This window comes from Pseudarthrobacter sulfonivorans (genome assembly GCF_024391045.1).
Lineage (GTDB): Bacteria > Actinomycetota > Actinomycetes > Actinomycetales > Micrococcaceae > Arthrobacter > Arthrobacter sulfonivorans_B.
On record NZ_JANFCZ010000024.1, the window covers coordinates 20,693 to 35,033 of the forward strand.

12 protein-coding genes are annotated in these 14,341 nt (G+C 65.6%); 2 read left to right on the plus strand and 10 right to left on the minus strand.

Annotated elements, in window-relative coordinates; genetic code table 11:
* Positions 1 to 10: 10 nt before the first annotated feature.
* From ppsA to NQJ30_RS15070, 10 genes are all read right to left on the minus strand, one after another.
* Positions 11 to 2,416, minus strand: a complete 2,406-nt coding sequence (ppsA, locus tag NQJ30_RS15025) for a phosphoenolpyruvate synthase (protein ID WP_255770792.1) — start codon at positions 2,414 to 2,416, stop codon at positions 11 to 13.
* A 152-nt stretch (positions 2,417 to 2,568) separates the two neighbouring features.
* On the minus strand, positions 2,569 to 3,387 hold the full coding sequence (locus tag NQJ30_RS15030; RefSeq protein WP_255770793.1) for a pyruvate, water dikinase regulatory protein: 819 nt from the start codon (positions 3,385 to 3,387) through the stop codon (positions 2,569 to 2,571).
* Between the two features lie 52 nt (positions 3,388 to 3,439).
* A complete protein-coding gene (locus NQJ30_RS15035) occupies positions 3,440 to 4,957 on the minus strand; it encodes an aldehyde dehydrogenase family protein (RefSeq protein ID WP_255770794.1) in 1,518 nt (505 codons plus the stop codon).
* Entirely contained in the window at positions 4,954 to 5,742 is a 789-nt protein-coding gene (locus tag NQJ30_RS15040; protein ID WP_255770795.1) for an HD domain-containing protein, read from the minus strand. Before NQJ30_RS15040 ends, NQJ30_RS15035 begins: the two co-directional genes overlap by 4 nt.
* Before the next feature lie 39 nt (positions 5,743 to 5,781).
* The gene (locus NQJ30_RS15045) at positions 5,782 to 7,089 is read right to left on the minus strand and encodes an NAD(P)/FAD-dependent oxidoreductase (RefSeq protein ID WP_255770797.1); all 1,308 of its coding nucleotides are present in this window, start codon (positions 7,087 to 7,089) and stop codon (positions 5,782 to 5,784) included.
* A 2-nt stretch (positions 7,090 to 7,091) separates the two neighbouring features.
* Positions 7,092 to 7,412: a 2Fe-2S iron-sulfur cluster-binding protein gene (locus NQJ30_RS15050; protein WP_255770799.1), complete on the minus strand. Its 321-nt coding sequence runs from the start codon at positions 7,410 to 7,412 to the stop codon at positions 7,092 to 7,094.
* 62 nt (positions 7,413 to 7,474) lie between these two features.
* On the minus strand, positions 7,475 to 8,218 hold the full coding sequence (locus NQJ30_RS15055; protein WP_255770800.1) for an SDR family NAD(P)-dependent oxidoreductase: 744 nt from the start codon (positions 8,216 to 8,218) through the stop codon (positions 7,475 to 7,477).
* A 37-nt stretch (positions 8,219 to 8,255) separates the two neighbouring features.
* Positions 8,256 to 10,124: a PEP-utilizing enzyme gene (locus tag NQJ30_RS15060; RefSeq protein WP_255770801.1), complete on the minus strand. Its 1,869-nt coding sequence runs from the start codon at positions 10,122 to 10,124 to the stop codon at positions 8,256 to 8,258.
* A 66-nt stretch (positions 10,125 to 10,190) separates the two neighbouring features.
* The gene (locus NQJ30_RS15065; RefSeq protein ID WP_255770802.1) at positions 10,191 to 11,270 is read right to left on the minus strand and encodes a PEP/pyruvate-binding domain-containing protein; all 1,080 of its coding nucleotides are present in this window, start codon (positions 11,268 to 11,270) and stop codon (positions 10,191 to 10,193) included.
* A gap of 5 nt (positions 11,271 to 11,275) precedes the next feature.
* Positions 11,276 to 12,553, minus strand: a complete 1,278-nt coding sequence (locus NQJ30_RS15070) for a cytochrome P450 (RefSeq protein ID WP_255770803.1) — start codon at positions 12,551 to 12,553, stop codon at positions 11,276 to 11,278.
* A gap of 270 nt (positions 12,554 to 12,823) precedes the next feature.
* Here NQJ30_RS15070 and NQJ30_RS15075 point away from each other — a divergent pair, with 270 nt between their 5' ends.
* Both NQJ30_RS15075 and NQJ30_RS15080 read left to right on the plus strand, forming a co-directional pair.
* Complete coding sequence (locus tag NQJ30_RS15075) at positions 12,824 to 14,029, plus strand: MFS transporter (protein WP_255770804.1); 1,206 nt, start codon at positions 12,824 to 12,826, stop codon at positions 14,027 to 14,029.
* 143 nt (positions 14,030 to 14,172) lie between these two features.
* Complete coding sequence (locus NQJ30_RS15080) at positions 14,173 to 14,319, plus strand: lmo0937 family membrane protein (protein ID WP_255770805.1); 147 nt, start codon at positions 14,173 to 14,175, stop codon at positions 14,317 to 14,319.
* The last annotated feature ends 22 nt before the right edge of the window (positions 14,320 to 14,341 follow it).

Genomic DNA, 14,341 nt, shown 5'->3' on the forward strand with positions numbered 1-14,341 from the left:
CAGTCTCGTGTCAGTACGCTCCCGCACCAACCCCGGCGCGCTCCGCCCCGCCGGCGAGGCGGAGCCAGGTGTCCACCACGGTGTCCGGGTTCAGGGAGACGGAATCGATGCCTTCCCCGACCAGCCACTCGGCAAAGTCCGCGTGGTCGCTGGGGCCCTGGCCGCAGATGCCCACGTACTTGCCGCGCTCCTTGCAGGCCTTGATGGCCATGCTGAGGAGCTTCTTGACGGCAGGATCGCGCTCGTCGAAGCCGGCCGAGATAATGGCCGAATCCCGGTCCAGGCCCAGGGACAGCTGGGTCATGTCGTTGGAGCCGATGGAGAACCCGTCGAAGTATTCCAGGAAGTCGTCGGCGAGGAGGGCGTTGGAGGGGATCTCGCACATCATGATGACTTCGAGGCCGTTCTCGCCGCGCTTCAGGCCATTCTCGGCCAGCAGGTCGATGACGCCCCGGGCCTCGTCCAGCGTGCGGACGAACGGGATCATCAGCTTGACGTTCGTCAGGCCCATCTCATTGCGGACGAAGGACAGGGCCTCGCACTCGAGGTCGAAGCAGTCCCGGAAGGACGGGTCCAGGTACCTGGAGGCGCCGCGGAAGCCGAGCATCGGGTTTTCCTCGTGCGGCTCGTAGGCCGGCCCACCGATGAGGTTGGCGTATTCGTTCGACTTGAAGTCGGACATGCGCACAATCACCGGATGCGGGGCGAACGCGGCGGCGATGGTGGCCACGCCTTCGGCCAGGCGCTTGATGTAGTACTCGCGCGGGCTGCTGTACGCGGCGATGCGTTCGCGGATTTCCGCGGCCACATCCGCCGGCTGGTCCTCCAGGTTCAGCAGGGCCTTGGGGTGGATGCCGATCTGACGGTTGATGATGAATTCGAGCCGGGCCAGCCCCACACCGTGGTTGGGCAGCTGCGCGAAAGTGAACGCCTGCTCCGGGGTACCCACGTTCATCATGACCTTGACCGGGGCCTCGGGCAGCTGGGCGACCTCGGTTTCCTCGACCGTGAAGTCCAGGAGACCTTCGTAGATCAGGCCGGTCTCGCCGTCGGCGCACGTGACGGTCACGTCGAGGCCGTCGGTGAGCGCGTGGGTAGCGTCGCCGGTGCCGACGACGGCGGGAATCCCCAGTTCGCGGGCGATAATGGCCGCGTGGCACGTGCGGCCGCCGCGGTTGGTGACGATGGCGGAGGCGCGCTTCATGATCGGTTCCCAGTCAGGATCGGTCATGTCAGCGACCAGGACGTCGCCCGTCTTGAACGCCGCCATCTGGTCGATTGAGGTCAGGATCCGGACGCTGCCGGCACCGATGCGCTGGCCGATCGCGCGGCCTTCGGCGAGTACGCGGCTGGTCCCGTTGAGGCGGAAGCGGCTCAGGTTTCCCGCGGCGCGGCGGGACTGCACGGTTTCCGGGCGGGCCTGCAGGATGTACAGGCCGCCGTCGATCCCGTCCTTGCCCCACTCGATGTCCATGGGACGGCCGTAGTGGTTTTCGATGGCAACGGCATGCCGGGCGAGCTGCTCGACGTCGTCGTCCGTGAGGCTGAAGCGGTTCCGCAGCGAGGCCTCGACCGGCACGAAGTCGATGGTGCGGCCGATCTCCCGGCTGTTCGTGTAGGTCATCTGGAGGGCCTTCTCGCCCAGTCCGCGCTTGAGGATCGCGGGACGGCCGGCCTGCAGCGCGGGCTTGTACACGTAGAACTCGTCGGGGTTCACGGCGCCCTGCACCACGGCCTCACCGAGGCCGTAGGAGGACGTGACGAACACGGCGTCCTGGAACCCGGATTCGGTGTCCATGGTGAACATGACGCCGGAAGCTCCGACGTCGGAGCGCACCATCCGCTGGACGCCGGCGGAGAGTGCCACGTCGGCGTGCTCGAACTTGTGGTGCACGCGGTAGGCGATGGCGCGGTCGTTGTAGAGGGACGCGAAGACGTCCTTGATGGCGAGGAGGATGTTCTCGATGCCGCGGACGTTCAGGAAGGTTTCCTGCTGTCCGGCGAAGGAAGCGTCCGGCAGGTCTTCCGCGGTGGCGCTGGAGCGGACGGCCCAGGAGAGGTCCTCGGAGCCGCCGTGCTTGTCCACCAGCTGCTGGTAGGAGTCGCGGATCTGCTTTTCGAAGTCCGGCAGGAAGGGGGTCTCGCGCATGAGCGTCCGGATTTCCTGGCCGGCCGCAGCGAGGGCCGTCACGTCATCGGTGTCCAGGCCGAGCATCCGGTCCGCGATCTTCTGGTCCAGTCCGGAGTCTGCGAGGAAGCTTCGGTAGGCGTCAGCGGTGGTAGCGAATCCGTCCGGGACCTGGACGCCGGCGGAGGTGAGGTTCTGCACCATCTCGCCGAGGGAGGCGTTTTTTCCGCCTACCCGGTCCAGGTCTTTGAGGCCGAGTTCTGAGAACCACAGGATGTCTGTAGTCATGGGTGCTGCTCCTTTGCAGATGATGGCATGCGGTGGTGCCGCCCCGGTCACGGCTATGGCCGGTCAGTGGGCGCGAATCCTGTCTACAGTGACAGGTCCGGGGCCTTCTTTCCAACATGATGTCCGCCACACTCGGTTTGTGAAAATTTTCCCTAATGCTTGAGGTTCATCCGCTGCAGGATGGTGGCGGCCATTTCCTCCACGGACACCGAGGCCGAGTTCAGGTACGGAATCCGGTGCGAGAGGTACAACTGCTCGGCACTGCGCAGCTCGAATCCACACTGGCGCAGCGACGCGTAGGACGAGCCGCGGCGCCGTTCGGTCCGGATCTGGCTGAGCCGCAGCGGGTTGGAGGAAAGGCCGAAACACTTCTCAACAAAAGGCCGGAGCGGCTTGGGCAGCCCCTCCCGCTGGAAGTCCTCGTCCACCAGCGGGAAGTTCGCGGCAAAGATGCCATGCTGCAGTGCCAGGTACATGGTGGTGGGCGTTTTGCCGCAACGGGACGGAGCCACCAGGATGACCTGCGCCTTTTCCAGCGCGCGCAGGCTTTGGCCGTCGTCGTGTTCCATGGCGTATTCGACGGCGGCCATCCGCGACTGATAACGCTCGGCATTGCCCAGTCCGTGGGCACGGCCGGGTACGGCACTGGCCGGGGAGCCGAGCGCCTGCTCCAGCTGCCCCACATGCGTTCCGATGAGATCGACCACGATCCCCTGGCAGGTAGCGAGGGTCTGGCGGATGTCGCCGCTGACGGCGGTGGAAAAGACGATGGGCCGCGGGCCGGTGGCGGCCAGCCTGTCGATGGTGCCGACCACAGACTTGGCCTGATCCACCGTGGTAATGAAAGGAACGGTGATGCGGTCAAAGTTGTTGGCGGGAAACTGCGTCAACAGGGTGTTACCGAGCGTTTCGGCGGTGATGCCGGTGCTGTCCGAAAGGAAGTAGACAGGGCGGAGAACGTCGTTGGTCATGAACGAATTCTGCCCCACGGGCGCCCCGATTCAGGTATCGGGGCGCCCCGCGTTACGGCTTCCGGTGGATCGACTTGTAGCTCAGGTACGCGTTCAGGCCTTCGATCCCGTATTCGGTCCCGAGCCCTGAATCGTGCCGTCCGCCGAACGGTGCGGCGTGGTTGGAGGCGAAGAAGTTCAGGCCAACGGACCCCGTGTCCATGCGGTCCGCGACGGCGAGCGCAGCGTTCTCATCAGCGCCGAACACCAGGCCGCCCAGGCCGAACTCGGTGTTGTTCGCGAGGGCCACGGCCTCCTCAACGCTTCCGCCGGCGTCGTTGTACTTCAGGATGGTGATCACCGGCCCGAAAATCTCCTCGCGGGAGATCCGCATGTCCGGGGTGACATCGGCAAAGACAGTGGGCTCCACAAAGAACCCGTCCTCCAGGCCGCCGGACAGCGACGCGGCCCGGCCCCCGGTCGTGGCCCGGGCACCCTCGGCCAGCCCCGACTCCACATACTCCAGCACGGTCCGGTACTGCGACTCCGTGGCACACGGGCCGAACACCGTATCCGGCTCCAGCGGATCGCCTTGCTTGCCGGCGGCGATGGTGGCGGTGACCATGTCCACCACCTCGTCGTACCGGCTGGCGGGGGCGAGGATGCGGGTGGAGATGTAGCAGGTCTGCCCGGTGTTGCGCATGGAAGATTTGATGAGAACCGCGGACATGGCGTCCAGGTCGGCGTCGGGCAGGACGATGGCGCTGGACTTTCCGCCCAGCTCCAGCGTCACGGGACGCAGCAGCTCACCGCACGCCGCGGCGATTTTCCGGCCCACCGGCGTCGACCCCGTGAACGCCACCTTGTCCACGCCGGGGTGCTTCACCAGCACATCCCCCAGCCGGCCGGAACCCGTCACGAGGTTCACCACGCCGGCCGGGACCCCTGCCGCGGCCACGGCGTCGATGATCACCCGGATGGAGAGCGGCGTGGGCGAGGCCGGCTTGATCACCACGGTGCAGCCGGCCAGCAGCGCCGGCGCCAGCTTGATGATCACCAGGTTGATGGGGAAGTTCCACGGTGCGATCAGCGCGCACACCCCCAGCGGATCACGCCGGACCACGGACTCGCCGCCGCCCCGCGGGAACGGGCGGACGTCCTCCCGTTCCAAGTACTCGGCCAGGGTGGCGAAGTAGCGGAAGATGCCGGCCGCGTTGGCTGCCGCACCCGCGGATTCGGCCACGGGTGAGCCGTTTTCGCGTGAGTTGGTGAGGGACAGCTCCTCGGCCCGCTTCTCCACCTCGTCGGCAATACGGAGCAGGTAAGCGGCGCGCTCGGACGGCGTCAGCCGGGGCCACTCCCCCTGAAACGCGCGCCGGGCGGAGCCGACGGCGGCGTCCACGTCCTCCGGGGTGCCGTCCGGTACCGAGCCCCAGACTTCGCCCGTGGCGGGGTCAGTCACCGGGTTCCGGCCGGTGGCACGCGATGGCTGCCAGGCGCCGTCGACGAAGATGGTGTCCACATGCGTGTGCGGCAGGGCGAGGCCACTACGCGTGGAAAGCGCGGGGGCGTCATGCGTTGCGGAGGTCATCGGATCACCGCCGTCTTCAGCAGGGCGTTGGAGCGGTCAAGGTCCGCGGTGGCCATCTCCACGGCGGCCTCGGTAATGAGCTCGGGCACGATTTCGACCGCGAGCCGGTCCGTATAGGTGGCGGGATCCATCTTGAACCATGACGATGCCAGCGCAATGCCGGCCTGGTCGAACCGCCACAGCCTGTCGGCGTCGCGCATGAGGGCATCCTCCAGCGAGCGGGCCACCGGCCGGGTGTCGTGGCCCTCGATGATCTCGCAGATTCGCTCCACGAAGTCGGCCGAATAGCCGAGCCCGGGCAGCACCCTGCGCGCCACGTTGCAGCCCTGGAGTTCATGCTCATAGCGGATGTTCGCCTTGCGCCAGTCCCCCGTGAATCCCTCCGAGATGATGCGGGATTCGTCCACGTGGGCCCAGCCGGTGTCGTGCAGCAGGGTGGCTACCCGCACCAGGTCCGCGTCGGCGTCCGGATAGGCCCGGCACAGCCGTTCGGCGTAGGCCAGCGAAATGGGCAGGTGGATGTCGTTCCCCCGGGTCCGGGTTTCGTGGACCACGGCCTGCCACAAGGAGTCGAGATCCTCGAGCGCGGCGGGCGTGGTGGCGATCGGTGCGGTGTCCACCGGGCCGATCGCCGGGACCGGGCGGAGGCTGTACTCGGCGGCGAACGCCTCGGCCAGCGCGTCGGCGGCATCAGGACCGGCGGCAGCTTCGGTACCGGCGGCAGGACCTGTGCCGGCGGCGGTGCCGACGTCTGCCGGGGCAACCGGAGTCTGGTGGGTGCTCATTATGCTCCTTCGGGTGGGCCAGCCTGCTGCCTGGTGCAGCTAGCTGTCCGTGGTGATGGTCTTGAGTTGCGTGGCGGTGTCCGCCGCGGCGTCGGCGGGGATGTTCTGCCCCTTGGCCAGGGCGTTCCTGACGGCCATGAAGTCCAGCGGTGCGTTGACGCAGTCGGCGGCGATGATCCGGCCCTGCCGGTAGTAGAGGACGCTGAACTTGCCGCGTTCCTCGTCGCGCCTGATCACGGTCTGGTCGAATCCGTTGCAGAGGCCTGCGATCTGCAGTTTGAGGTCGGCCTGGTTGGACCAGAACCACGGGATGCCGGCGTATTCCTCGCGCCGGCCGGTCAGCGAGTAGGCGGCCACCTTGGCATGTTCGATGGCGTTGTTGACGCTTTCGAGCCGGATCCGTTCCCCCGGTTCGGAGCCAGGGACGGGGTTGGGCATGTTGGCCACATCGCCCACCGCCACCGTGGTCCCGTCCGAGGCCAGCGCAAACCGGTCCACCACCACGCCGTTGTCCACAGCCAGTCCGAGCTGCTCCGCCAGCTGCGTGTTGGGGATGACGCCGATGCCCACCAGGACAATCTGTGCCGGCAGCACCGTCCCGTCCTGAAGCTCGACGGCGGCAACATGGGTTCCGCCGTCGGCATCCCCTGCGGTGAAGCGCGCCGCACTCGTATTCAGCCGGATGTCCAGACCGCGGGAGCGGTGCGCCTGCAGGAAATACTCGGCGGTCTCCTCCCCCACAGCCCTACCCACCAGCCGCGGACCGAACTCCAGCACCGTGACGTTTTTGCCCATTTTCTGCAGGCTCGATGCGGCTTCCAGGCCGATGAACCCGCCGCCGATCACCACCACGTCGGTGGCATCGCCCACGCGGGCCTTGAGCGCCAGGGCGTCGTCGGCGTTGCGCAGGTACAGCACACCGTCCAGATCGCCGCCGTCGATCTCCAGCTTCCGGGCTCGGGCACCCACAGTCAGGGCCAACCGCTTGAACGGGAACTCCCGGCCCGAGGACGCGTGGGCCACCCCGGAGCCGTCAGCCTCTTTGTCGATCCGGACGATGTATTCGCCCTTGACCAGTTCCACGTTGTGCTCGGCCCAGTACTCGTTGGAGCGGAAGATCAGGGATTCGCTCTCCACCGTGCCCTGCAGGAACTCCTTGGACAGCGCGGGCCGCTGGTACGGGCGGTGGTCCTCGTCCCCCAGCAGGGTGATGTGCTCGTCAAAGCCCAGCGCCCGCAGCGACACCGCCAGCTGCACCCCTGACTGGCTGGCGCCAATGATCAGCAGACCGGTGCGGGTGGGCGCCGTGGGGGCGCCGGTGGCTTCTTCCACTACTTGCGTACCCATCGCTACACCTGCGTTTCCGGGGTGGTGACGAACAGTTCCAGCTCATCGGTCAGGCGCAGCTGGCACGAGAGCCGTGAGTTATCTTCGCGGTCCACGGCGGTGCCGTACAGCATCTCGTCCTCCATGTCCTCCATCGGCGGGAGCTGCGAGGCGCAGTCTTCCCGGACAAAAACATGGCAGGTGGCGCAGGACAGCGAGCCGCCGCACTCAGCCACGATGCCGGGAACGCCGTTGCGCACCGCGGTTTCCATGACCGAGTCGCCCACGTTGCCCTGGACGTCGCGGACGGCGCCTTCGGCGTCGGTGAAGTGAACCGTTGGCATTGGTCCTCCTTTGGATAGAACTTTGGATGAAAAGTTGCTTGGCGGGTGGCTAAGCAGGCTTGTCAGATGAACTGCCGGCCGCCGTCCACCACCATGGTCTGGCCGGTGTAGTAGGAACTGTCCGGGCCGGCGAGGAACAGGGCAGCGCCCACGATGTCCTCGGGCTGGCTGGCCCGCTTGATAGCGCCGCGGTCCACGCCGTAGTTCTCGGCGTTTTCCATGAGCCCGTAGCTGGCCTCGGTGAGGGTGAAGCCGGGGGCGATCGCGTTGACCGTGATCCCCCGCCGGCCCAGTTCCTTGGCCATGACCCGGGTCATGGCCACCACGCCGCCCTTGGAGGCGACGTAGTGCATCCACTGCTCCGAGCCGCTGAAAATCGTGGCACTGGAGAGGTTGATAACGCGCCCGCCCTCGGCGAGGTACGGACTGGCGGCCCGGGTGACCAGCCAGGGCCCCTTGAGGTTCACGTTCATGACCAGGTCCCATTCGGCCGGGTCAATGTCCTCGAAGGGGGTCCGGGTCACCGTCGCATACACGGCGGCGTTGTTGATGACGACGTCGATGCGTCCGTCGCCGAACTCGGCGCACCTTTTCGCGAGGTCCTCGGTGGAGTCCACGCTGGTGACGTCCGCTGCGAAAGCCGCGGCCTCGGCTCCGGCCTCCCGCACGAGCTTGGCGGTCTGCTCCGCACCCTCAAGGTTGATGTCCGCCACCGCCACCCGGTATCCCCGGCCGGCAAAGCCGAGCGCGAACGCCCTACCCAGCCCGCCGGCGGCACCGGTGATCAGGACGGTCCGCCCTTCCATGCCATCCTCAGTATATTCCCGATCAGGCATATTAAGGTCAGACATGGCTGTGGCTGTGGGCGCCGGGACCGGCGACCACGAGGTCGTCGTCGGCGTCGAGGATCTGGACGGTGCCCTTGGTCCCGTCCACCCGCAGCCTTTGGCCGGTTTTGATGGTGGTGGACCCGGAACCCGTTCCCGTCACGGCGGGTAGCCCGTACTCGCGGCACACGATCGCGGCGTGGCTCATCATGCCGCCGATGTCCGTGACCGTGGCCTTGATCTTCCCGAAGATGGGGCCCCAGGACGGTGCGGTGACGGTGGCCACCAGGATCTCGCCCTGCTGGACCTCGGAGAGCTGGTCCGCGTCGGTGACCACGCGGGCCAGGCCTTCCACCACGCCGGGAGATGCGGCCATGCCGCGCAGTCCGCCGCCTTCCACTTCCTCGCCGGCACCGAGCCACTGCTGGACCTGCTCGGTGGTGATCCCCCAGAGCATCCGGGTGAAGGGTTCGGTGATGATTTCCGGCGGCGTGTTCAGCGCCGGGGCCGGACGGGCGGTCTTGAGCGCGTCCACGATGCCGCGGCGGCGTTCGATCTCCTCCGGCCAGTAGTCCGGGCCGATCGGCTTGGCGCCGACGCCCCAACCGGTGACCAGGTCAAAGAGCGCGTCGCGGACCTCGTTGCGGCCCAGGTAGAGCAGGTCATCCGGTTCGGTCCAGAAGCCTTCGGCGTGCATCATGCGGGAGAGTTCGCGGATCTTGCGCCAGAAGACGCCCATGGTCCAGTGCTCGATGTAGAAGTTGTGGTTCTCCACGTACGGGTACGCGGTGGCGGCGAGGCCGCGCTTGGCGTCGAAGAGCGCCTGGTTTTCGCCTTCGAGCAGATCACGGTATTCCTCGATGATCCGGTCGCGTTCGGCGATCAGGGCCTCGACGGGGCGCATGATTTCCTGGCCCTCGTCCACGCGGCGGATGTAGTCCGCGATGTAGCCCAGCGGGATTTCCTGGTTCACGTTCCAGTACTTGTCGTGCCCGTAGAAGCCGTTGCCCACGGTGAAGTTGAACCACGGGTCCTTGGCACCCTCGTACTGGGCAAGCCACCGGTCCCCGCCCGGAGCTGCCGCGATCGCACCCAAGGTGGCCTCGACGTCGTCCGTATTCCCGAAATGAGGCTGCAGGCCCAGCTCCACAGCCAGCTTCGCGAGCTGCTTGAGCTCGTCATCGGGGCGGAACAGCTCCATGTCCACGCCCTGCACCATCGTGGCAATCGACTGGTCCGGGATGTTCGGGAAGACCTGCTTGCAGAAGTTGAAGAAGTCCAGGTACGCGATGTAACCCAGGTTCAGGAACTCGAAGTGGTACTGCCAGTTCTGGTATGCGAGGGCGATCAGCCGGTCGTAGCTGTCCAGGAGCTTCTCCGAACCGTCCTTGCCCTTGCCGGAGGTAATGTCCTCCATCGGGACAATGTCCGGGAGCTTCGGGAAGGAAATGGTTTCCATCTCCGCGATGGTGCCCTTAACCTTGACGTGCCAGTCCTTGAGCAACTGCTCCCAGTTCTGGAAATAGTAGCCAACGCGCTCCTCAAACAGCGGAACGCGGGCGGCGATCTGGTCCTCCGGCACCGGAATCGGCGACATATAGAGGTAGCCCAAATGGATCCGGAACTCGATCCCGTTGGCGTTGGGGATCATCAGGTGCCGGGCGTTGTACTGGCCCAGACACTTGACCGCGAATTCACCACCGATCGTCTCGAACGGCTTGAACACAGTAGGCCAGTGCTGGCTGTCGCAGAACCAGAACTTGGCGTCCTCCTGTTCCTTGAGCTTGTCCTGGAACACCAGGTAATAGGGATAGATCTTTTCCCAGCCCTCGGCACCGGCGGGGACCGCGAGCTCGGACGGTTTAGGGAAGGACTTCAGGGACATGGCGGTCCTTTCAGAAGGGCTCAGCGGTGAGCCTTGATGGGGTGAAGCCTTGCTGGTTTGTTGCTGTTAGGCGGACGGTTTGAGGGTGCCGGCGCTGAAGCCGCTGAAGAAGCCACCGGAGACAACCGGCTGCGGCGCGGTCTGGGGAGCCGGCTTGGACGAATGCACGGTCTCGGGCCGCGACTGCAGCAGGAGCAGGTTCTCGCCGTCCGGGAGGTCGGCGTCGAGGGCCCATTCGATGTCCTGCGGGCATTTGTAGTGCTTTTCGGCGCGCTTGGCCATCTGCGCGACGGCGGTGAGTTCCGCATCGGTGAGGCTGCGGCGGCCGCGGCGTTCGGCGTCGACCTCGCGTTCCACGAGGCGCTTGGCACCCGTGTCCGGAACGAGTTCCGCGTGCTTGTCACCGAGGTGTTCGTTCACGACGGCGAGCGTCACCTTATCGAGCACGATGTTGTCCGGGGTGACCTGGCCGGACACCACCATTTCGCCCACGCCGTAGGAGGAATCGATGGTGATCTTGGAGCGGTCACCGTTGGTGGGATCCATGGTGATGGCGACGCCGGAAACCTTCGAATTGACCATCTTCTGGACCACGACGGCCATGGAGAGCCCCTCGTTGGGGATGTTGTTCTTCAGCCGGTAAATGATGGCCCGGGACGTGAAGAGCGAGGCCCAGCACTGGCGGATGTGCTCGGTGACGGCTTTGACGCCCTCAAGCCAGAGGTAGGTGTCCTGCTGGCCGGCGAAGGAAGCATCGGGCAGGTCCTCGGCGGTGGCGCTGGAGCGGACGGCCACGGGCACCGAGGCGTCGAAGCGGCTCATCAGCGACTCGTAGGCATTGATGGTGAGCTCACGCATTTTTTCCGGTACGGGCCTGGAGCAGATGTCCTCGCGGATGGTGGCGGACACCTTGTCCACCTGGGCCATGTCCTCGGAATCGAGACCGGCAAGGAGCCTGTGGGTCTCCTCGGTGATGCCTGCCTCGTCCATAAACGCGTCGAACTGTGCCGTGGTGACCACAAAGCCGGGCGGGACGGGCATGCCGGCGGACGTCATGGTGACCAGGGACGCGCCCTTCCCGCCGAGGTTTTCGAGCTTTGGCTCAATGCCGCCGTCGAAGAACTGGATGTATTCGTTGCTTTGCATGGTGGTTATGCCTTCCAACTGACAGGAACGGTCTCGGGAACGCGGAAGGAGATGTTTTCCCGGAACGGAATGGCCTCCGGGTCTTCCAACTGCAGCTCCGGGGCGAGCCGGGCCACTTCCTCGAGCGCGATTTTGGCCTGGAGCTTGGCGAGCATGTTGCCCAGGCAGTAGTGGATGCCAAACCCGAACGAGAGGTGCTCGCGGGCGTTCGGGCGGGAGATATCGAAGTCCTCCCCGGCTACGAACTTGCTTTCGTCCCGGTTAGCCGAGCCCATCAGGAGCAGCATCTGGGAGCCTTCCTCGATGCGGACGCCGCCCACTTCGGTGTCCTTCAGGGCCTTCCGGCGCCAGCCGACGATCGAGCCGGCGTAGCGGAGGACCTCGTCGATGGCTGCCGGAATTTTCTTCGGTTCGGCCACCAGCTGCTGCCACTGTTCGGGGCGTGCCAGCAATTCGCGCAGTGCGTTGGAGATCAGGGTGGTGGTGGTTTCGTGGCCGGCAAAGAGCAGGCTGTAGAGGACCGACGCGATCTCGTGGTCCGAGATTTCGGCGCCTTCCTGCTGCGCCTTGACGAGGTCGCCGGTGAGGTTGTCGCCGCCCTGTTCGTGGGCCACCCTGACGAGTCGCAGGCATTCCTGCCAGTACTCCACCAGGTTGTGGGCGTGCGGGATCTGTTCCTCGTCGGTCAGGTCGCCCCAGGTCATGGCAGCGCGGGAATCGGACCAGCGCTTGAAGGTGTCCACCTGGGAGACGTCTGCACCGATGAGGGTCAGGATGGTGATGGTGGGGACGTCGTAGGCGAGGTCCTTGACGAGGTCGCCGCGGCGTTCCTCACGGGAGAGCATCTTTTCGAGCAGTTTGACGACGTTTTCGCGGATGAACGGTTCCAGCGCCTTGTAGCGGCGCGGGGTGAAGGCCTTCTGGACCACGGCGCGGATGCGGGTGTGCTCCGGCGGGCGCCTTGCGGAAAGGCCTGAGTAGGCAGTGAAGCCGCCGTCCTCCATGATCTTCTTCGCGGCGGCCCCGCGTTCACGAACGGGCGCCTGGGCATTTTCGCTGGAAAAGGTTTCCCAGTCCTCGAAGACGGCCTTGATGTCGTCGTAGCGGGAGACGACGTAGAGTCCCACGCGCTCATCAAACATCACTGGCTGTTCGGCCCGGAGTTCGGCGTAGGCGGTGAAGGGGTCCTTCATCTGGAACGGCTCATAGCCGTGGTGCCCGGCGGGCGCTTCGGCGCCGTACCCGAAGGGACAGCGGCCGGCCGTTTCTGTCGACGATGACATCTTGACTCCTGGTGACTTGGTTCCGCCCGGCACCGTCAGGGTGCCGGGGGTTCTTAGTGACCAGTGTGGTCCACATCACCGGCGCGGGATACCCTCACCTTCCACTGGGCGGAAATGAACTGGTTGCTGACCAGGTGCTGCTCCGGTGCGGCGTACGGTATGTTGGCGGCAGATGAAACGCCCAGTCAGGGGCTATTTTGATCTGACGGGGTGGAATCCAATGGGCGCAACGGACGCTCTAAAACCTCCCAAAGGATGGAAGAAAGCACGATGACCGCTGCAACCAGAAACGCGTCGGAGCGCTCGGTCAGATTGGGCTTCGCCTTCATCGGTCTTCTGCTCATCGCAATCAACCTCCGGGTGTCCTTTGTCAGCGTGGGTCCGGTGCTCGAAAACATCAGCAGTGACCTTCAATTGTCCGGCGCCGCTGCAGGGTTCCTCACAGGCCTTCCGCTCATTGCATTCGCAGTCTTCTCACCCGTGGCGCCCGCCTTCGCTTCCCGCCTTGGCCTGGACCGGGCGCTGTGGCTGTCGCTGCTGTTCCTCGCCGCGGGCATCGTGCTTCGCTCCCTGCCGGTGCCCGGCTTCATCTGGGCGGGCACCGCCCTGATCGGCCTGGCCATCGCCTTCCTCAATGTCCTGGTTCCCTCCCTCGTCAAGCGGGACTTCCCGATGAGGGTCAGCCAGGTCACCGGAAGCTACACCGCCACACAGGCCGCCTTCGCCGCGATCGGGGCGGCCGTCGTCGTCCCCGTGGCCCAGACTTCCCCGGCAGGATGGCGGCTCGCCCTCGGGATATGGGTGGGACTGGCTCTTATCGCCATGGCGGTGCTTCTTCCGTGGCTGCGCCGGCGCACGTCAGGCACTGCGCACGCCGCCAGGCTGGACGTCTCCTACCGGTCGCCCTGGACCTCGGCCCTGGGCTGGCAGGTAACGCTGTTCATGGGACTGCAATCGATCGCCTTCTACGTCCTCATGGCCTGGCTGCCCACCATCGAGCAAAGCCGAGGGGTCCCCGCCGCCACTGCAGGCATCCACCTGTCCGTTTTCCTGCTCATCAGCGTGTTCGCCAGCCTCGCCGCAGGCGGAATCCTCCACCGGGGTTCGGACCAGCGGCTTGTGTCCTTCGCCAGCGGCGCCCTGACGTTCGTAACATTCCTCGGGCTGGCACTCGCGCCCGACCTCGTCCTGCTGTGGGTCCTTCTTGGGGCCATAGGCTGCGGAGGCCTCATCGTCATCGCCCTGTCGCTGTTCAGCCTCCGAACCGTGAATTACCCGCAGGCAGCATCGTTGTCCGGCATGGCCCAATCTGTTGGCTACGCCCTCGCCGCGGCGGGTCCCGTGATGTTCGGCGGTCTGCGGGACGTCAGCGGAGATTGGACACTTCCGCTTCTCGTCACGGCAGGCCTTATGGCGGTTCTTGCCGTGACAGGCGTTCTTGCCGGGCGTGCCCGCGTGATCAGCGGCCACGTTTGACGCATTTAAATTTATGTAGCCTACTTAGTGTTTCGCCGTATCCAGCGACCGGATTCTGAAATATGGTGATAAGCACACCACGCGATACCGAGTGGGTCTTAGGCCCGGGCCAGCCCCGGCTAAGCGAAACCAAGGAGAGTCCCATGTTGCTTTGGATAGCCATCATCATCGCAGTTCTCTGGCTTTTGGGCCTGCTCGCCAATATCGGCGGCGGCCTCATTCACATCCTTCTGGTGATAGCGGTGGTTGTCTTGATCTTCCATTTCATTCAAGGCAGGTCCCGCGCCTGACTGGGGCACTGTATTCCGGTTG

Coding starts and splice junctions, on each gene's coding strand:
- ppsA (WP_255770792.1), bottom strand. CDS start 2,416: ATGACTACAGACATCCTGTGGTTCTCAGAACTCGGCCTCAAAGACCTG.
- NQJ30_RS15030 (WP_255770793.1), bottom strand. CDS start 3,387: ATGACCAACGACGTTCTCCGCCCTGTCTACTTCCTTTCGGACAGCACC.
- NQJ30_RS15035 (WP_255770794.1), bottom strand. CDS start 4,957: ATGACCTCCGCAACGCATGACGCCCCCGCGCTTTCCACGCGTAGTGGC.
- NQJ30_RS15040 (WP_255770795.1), bottom strand. CDS start 5,742: ATGAGCACCCACCAGACTCCGGTTGCCCCGGCAGACGTCGGCACCGCC.
- NQJ30_RS15045 (WP_255770797.1), bottom strand. CDS start 7,089: ATGGGTACGCAAGTAGTGGAAGAAGCCACCGGCGCCCCCACGGCGCCC.
- NQJ30_RS15050 (WP_255770799.1), bottom strand. CDS start 7,412: ATGCCAACGGTTCACTTCACCGACGCCGAAGGCGCCGTCCGCGACGTC.
- NQJ30_RS15055 (WP_255770800.1), bottom strand. CDS start 8,218: ATGGAAGGGCGGACCGTCCTGATCACCGGTGCCGCCGGCGGGCTGGGT.
- NQJ30_RS15060 (WP_255770801.1), bottom strand. CDS start 10,124: ATGTCCCTGAAGTCCTTCCCTAAACCGTCCGAGCTCGCGGTCCCCGCC.
- NQJ30_RS15065 (WP_255770802.1), bottom strand. CDS start 11,270: ATGCAAAGCAACGAATACATCCAGTTCTTCGACGGCGGCATTGAGCCA.
- NQJ30_RS15070 (WP_255770803.1), bottom strand. CDS start 12,553: ATGTCATCGTCGACAGAAACGGCCGGCCGCTGTCCCTTCGGGTACGGC.
- NQJ30_RS15075 (WP_255770804.1), top strand. CDS start 12,824: ATGACCGCTGCAACCAGAAACGCGTCGGAGCGCTCGGTCAGATTGGGC.
- NQJ30_RS15080 (WP_255770805.1), top strand. CDS start 14,173: ATGTTGCTTTGGATAGCCATCATCATCGCAGTTCTCTGGCTTTTGGGC.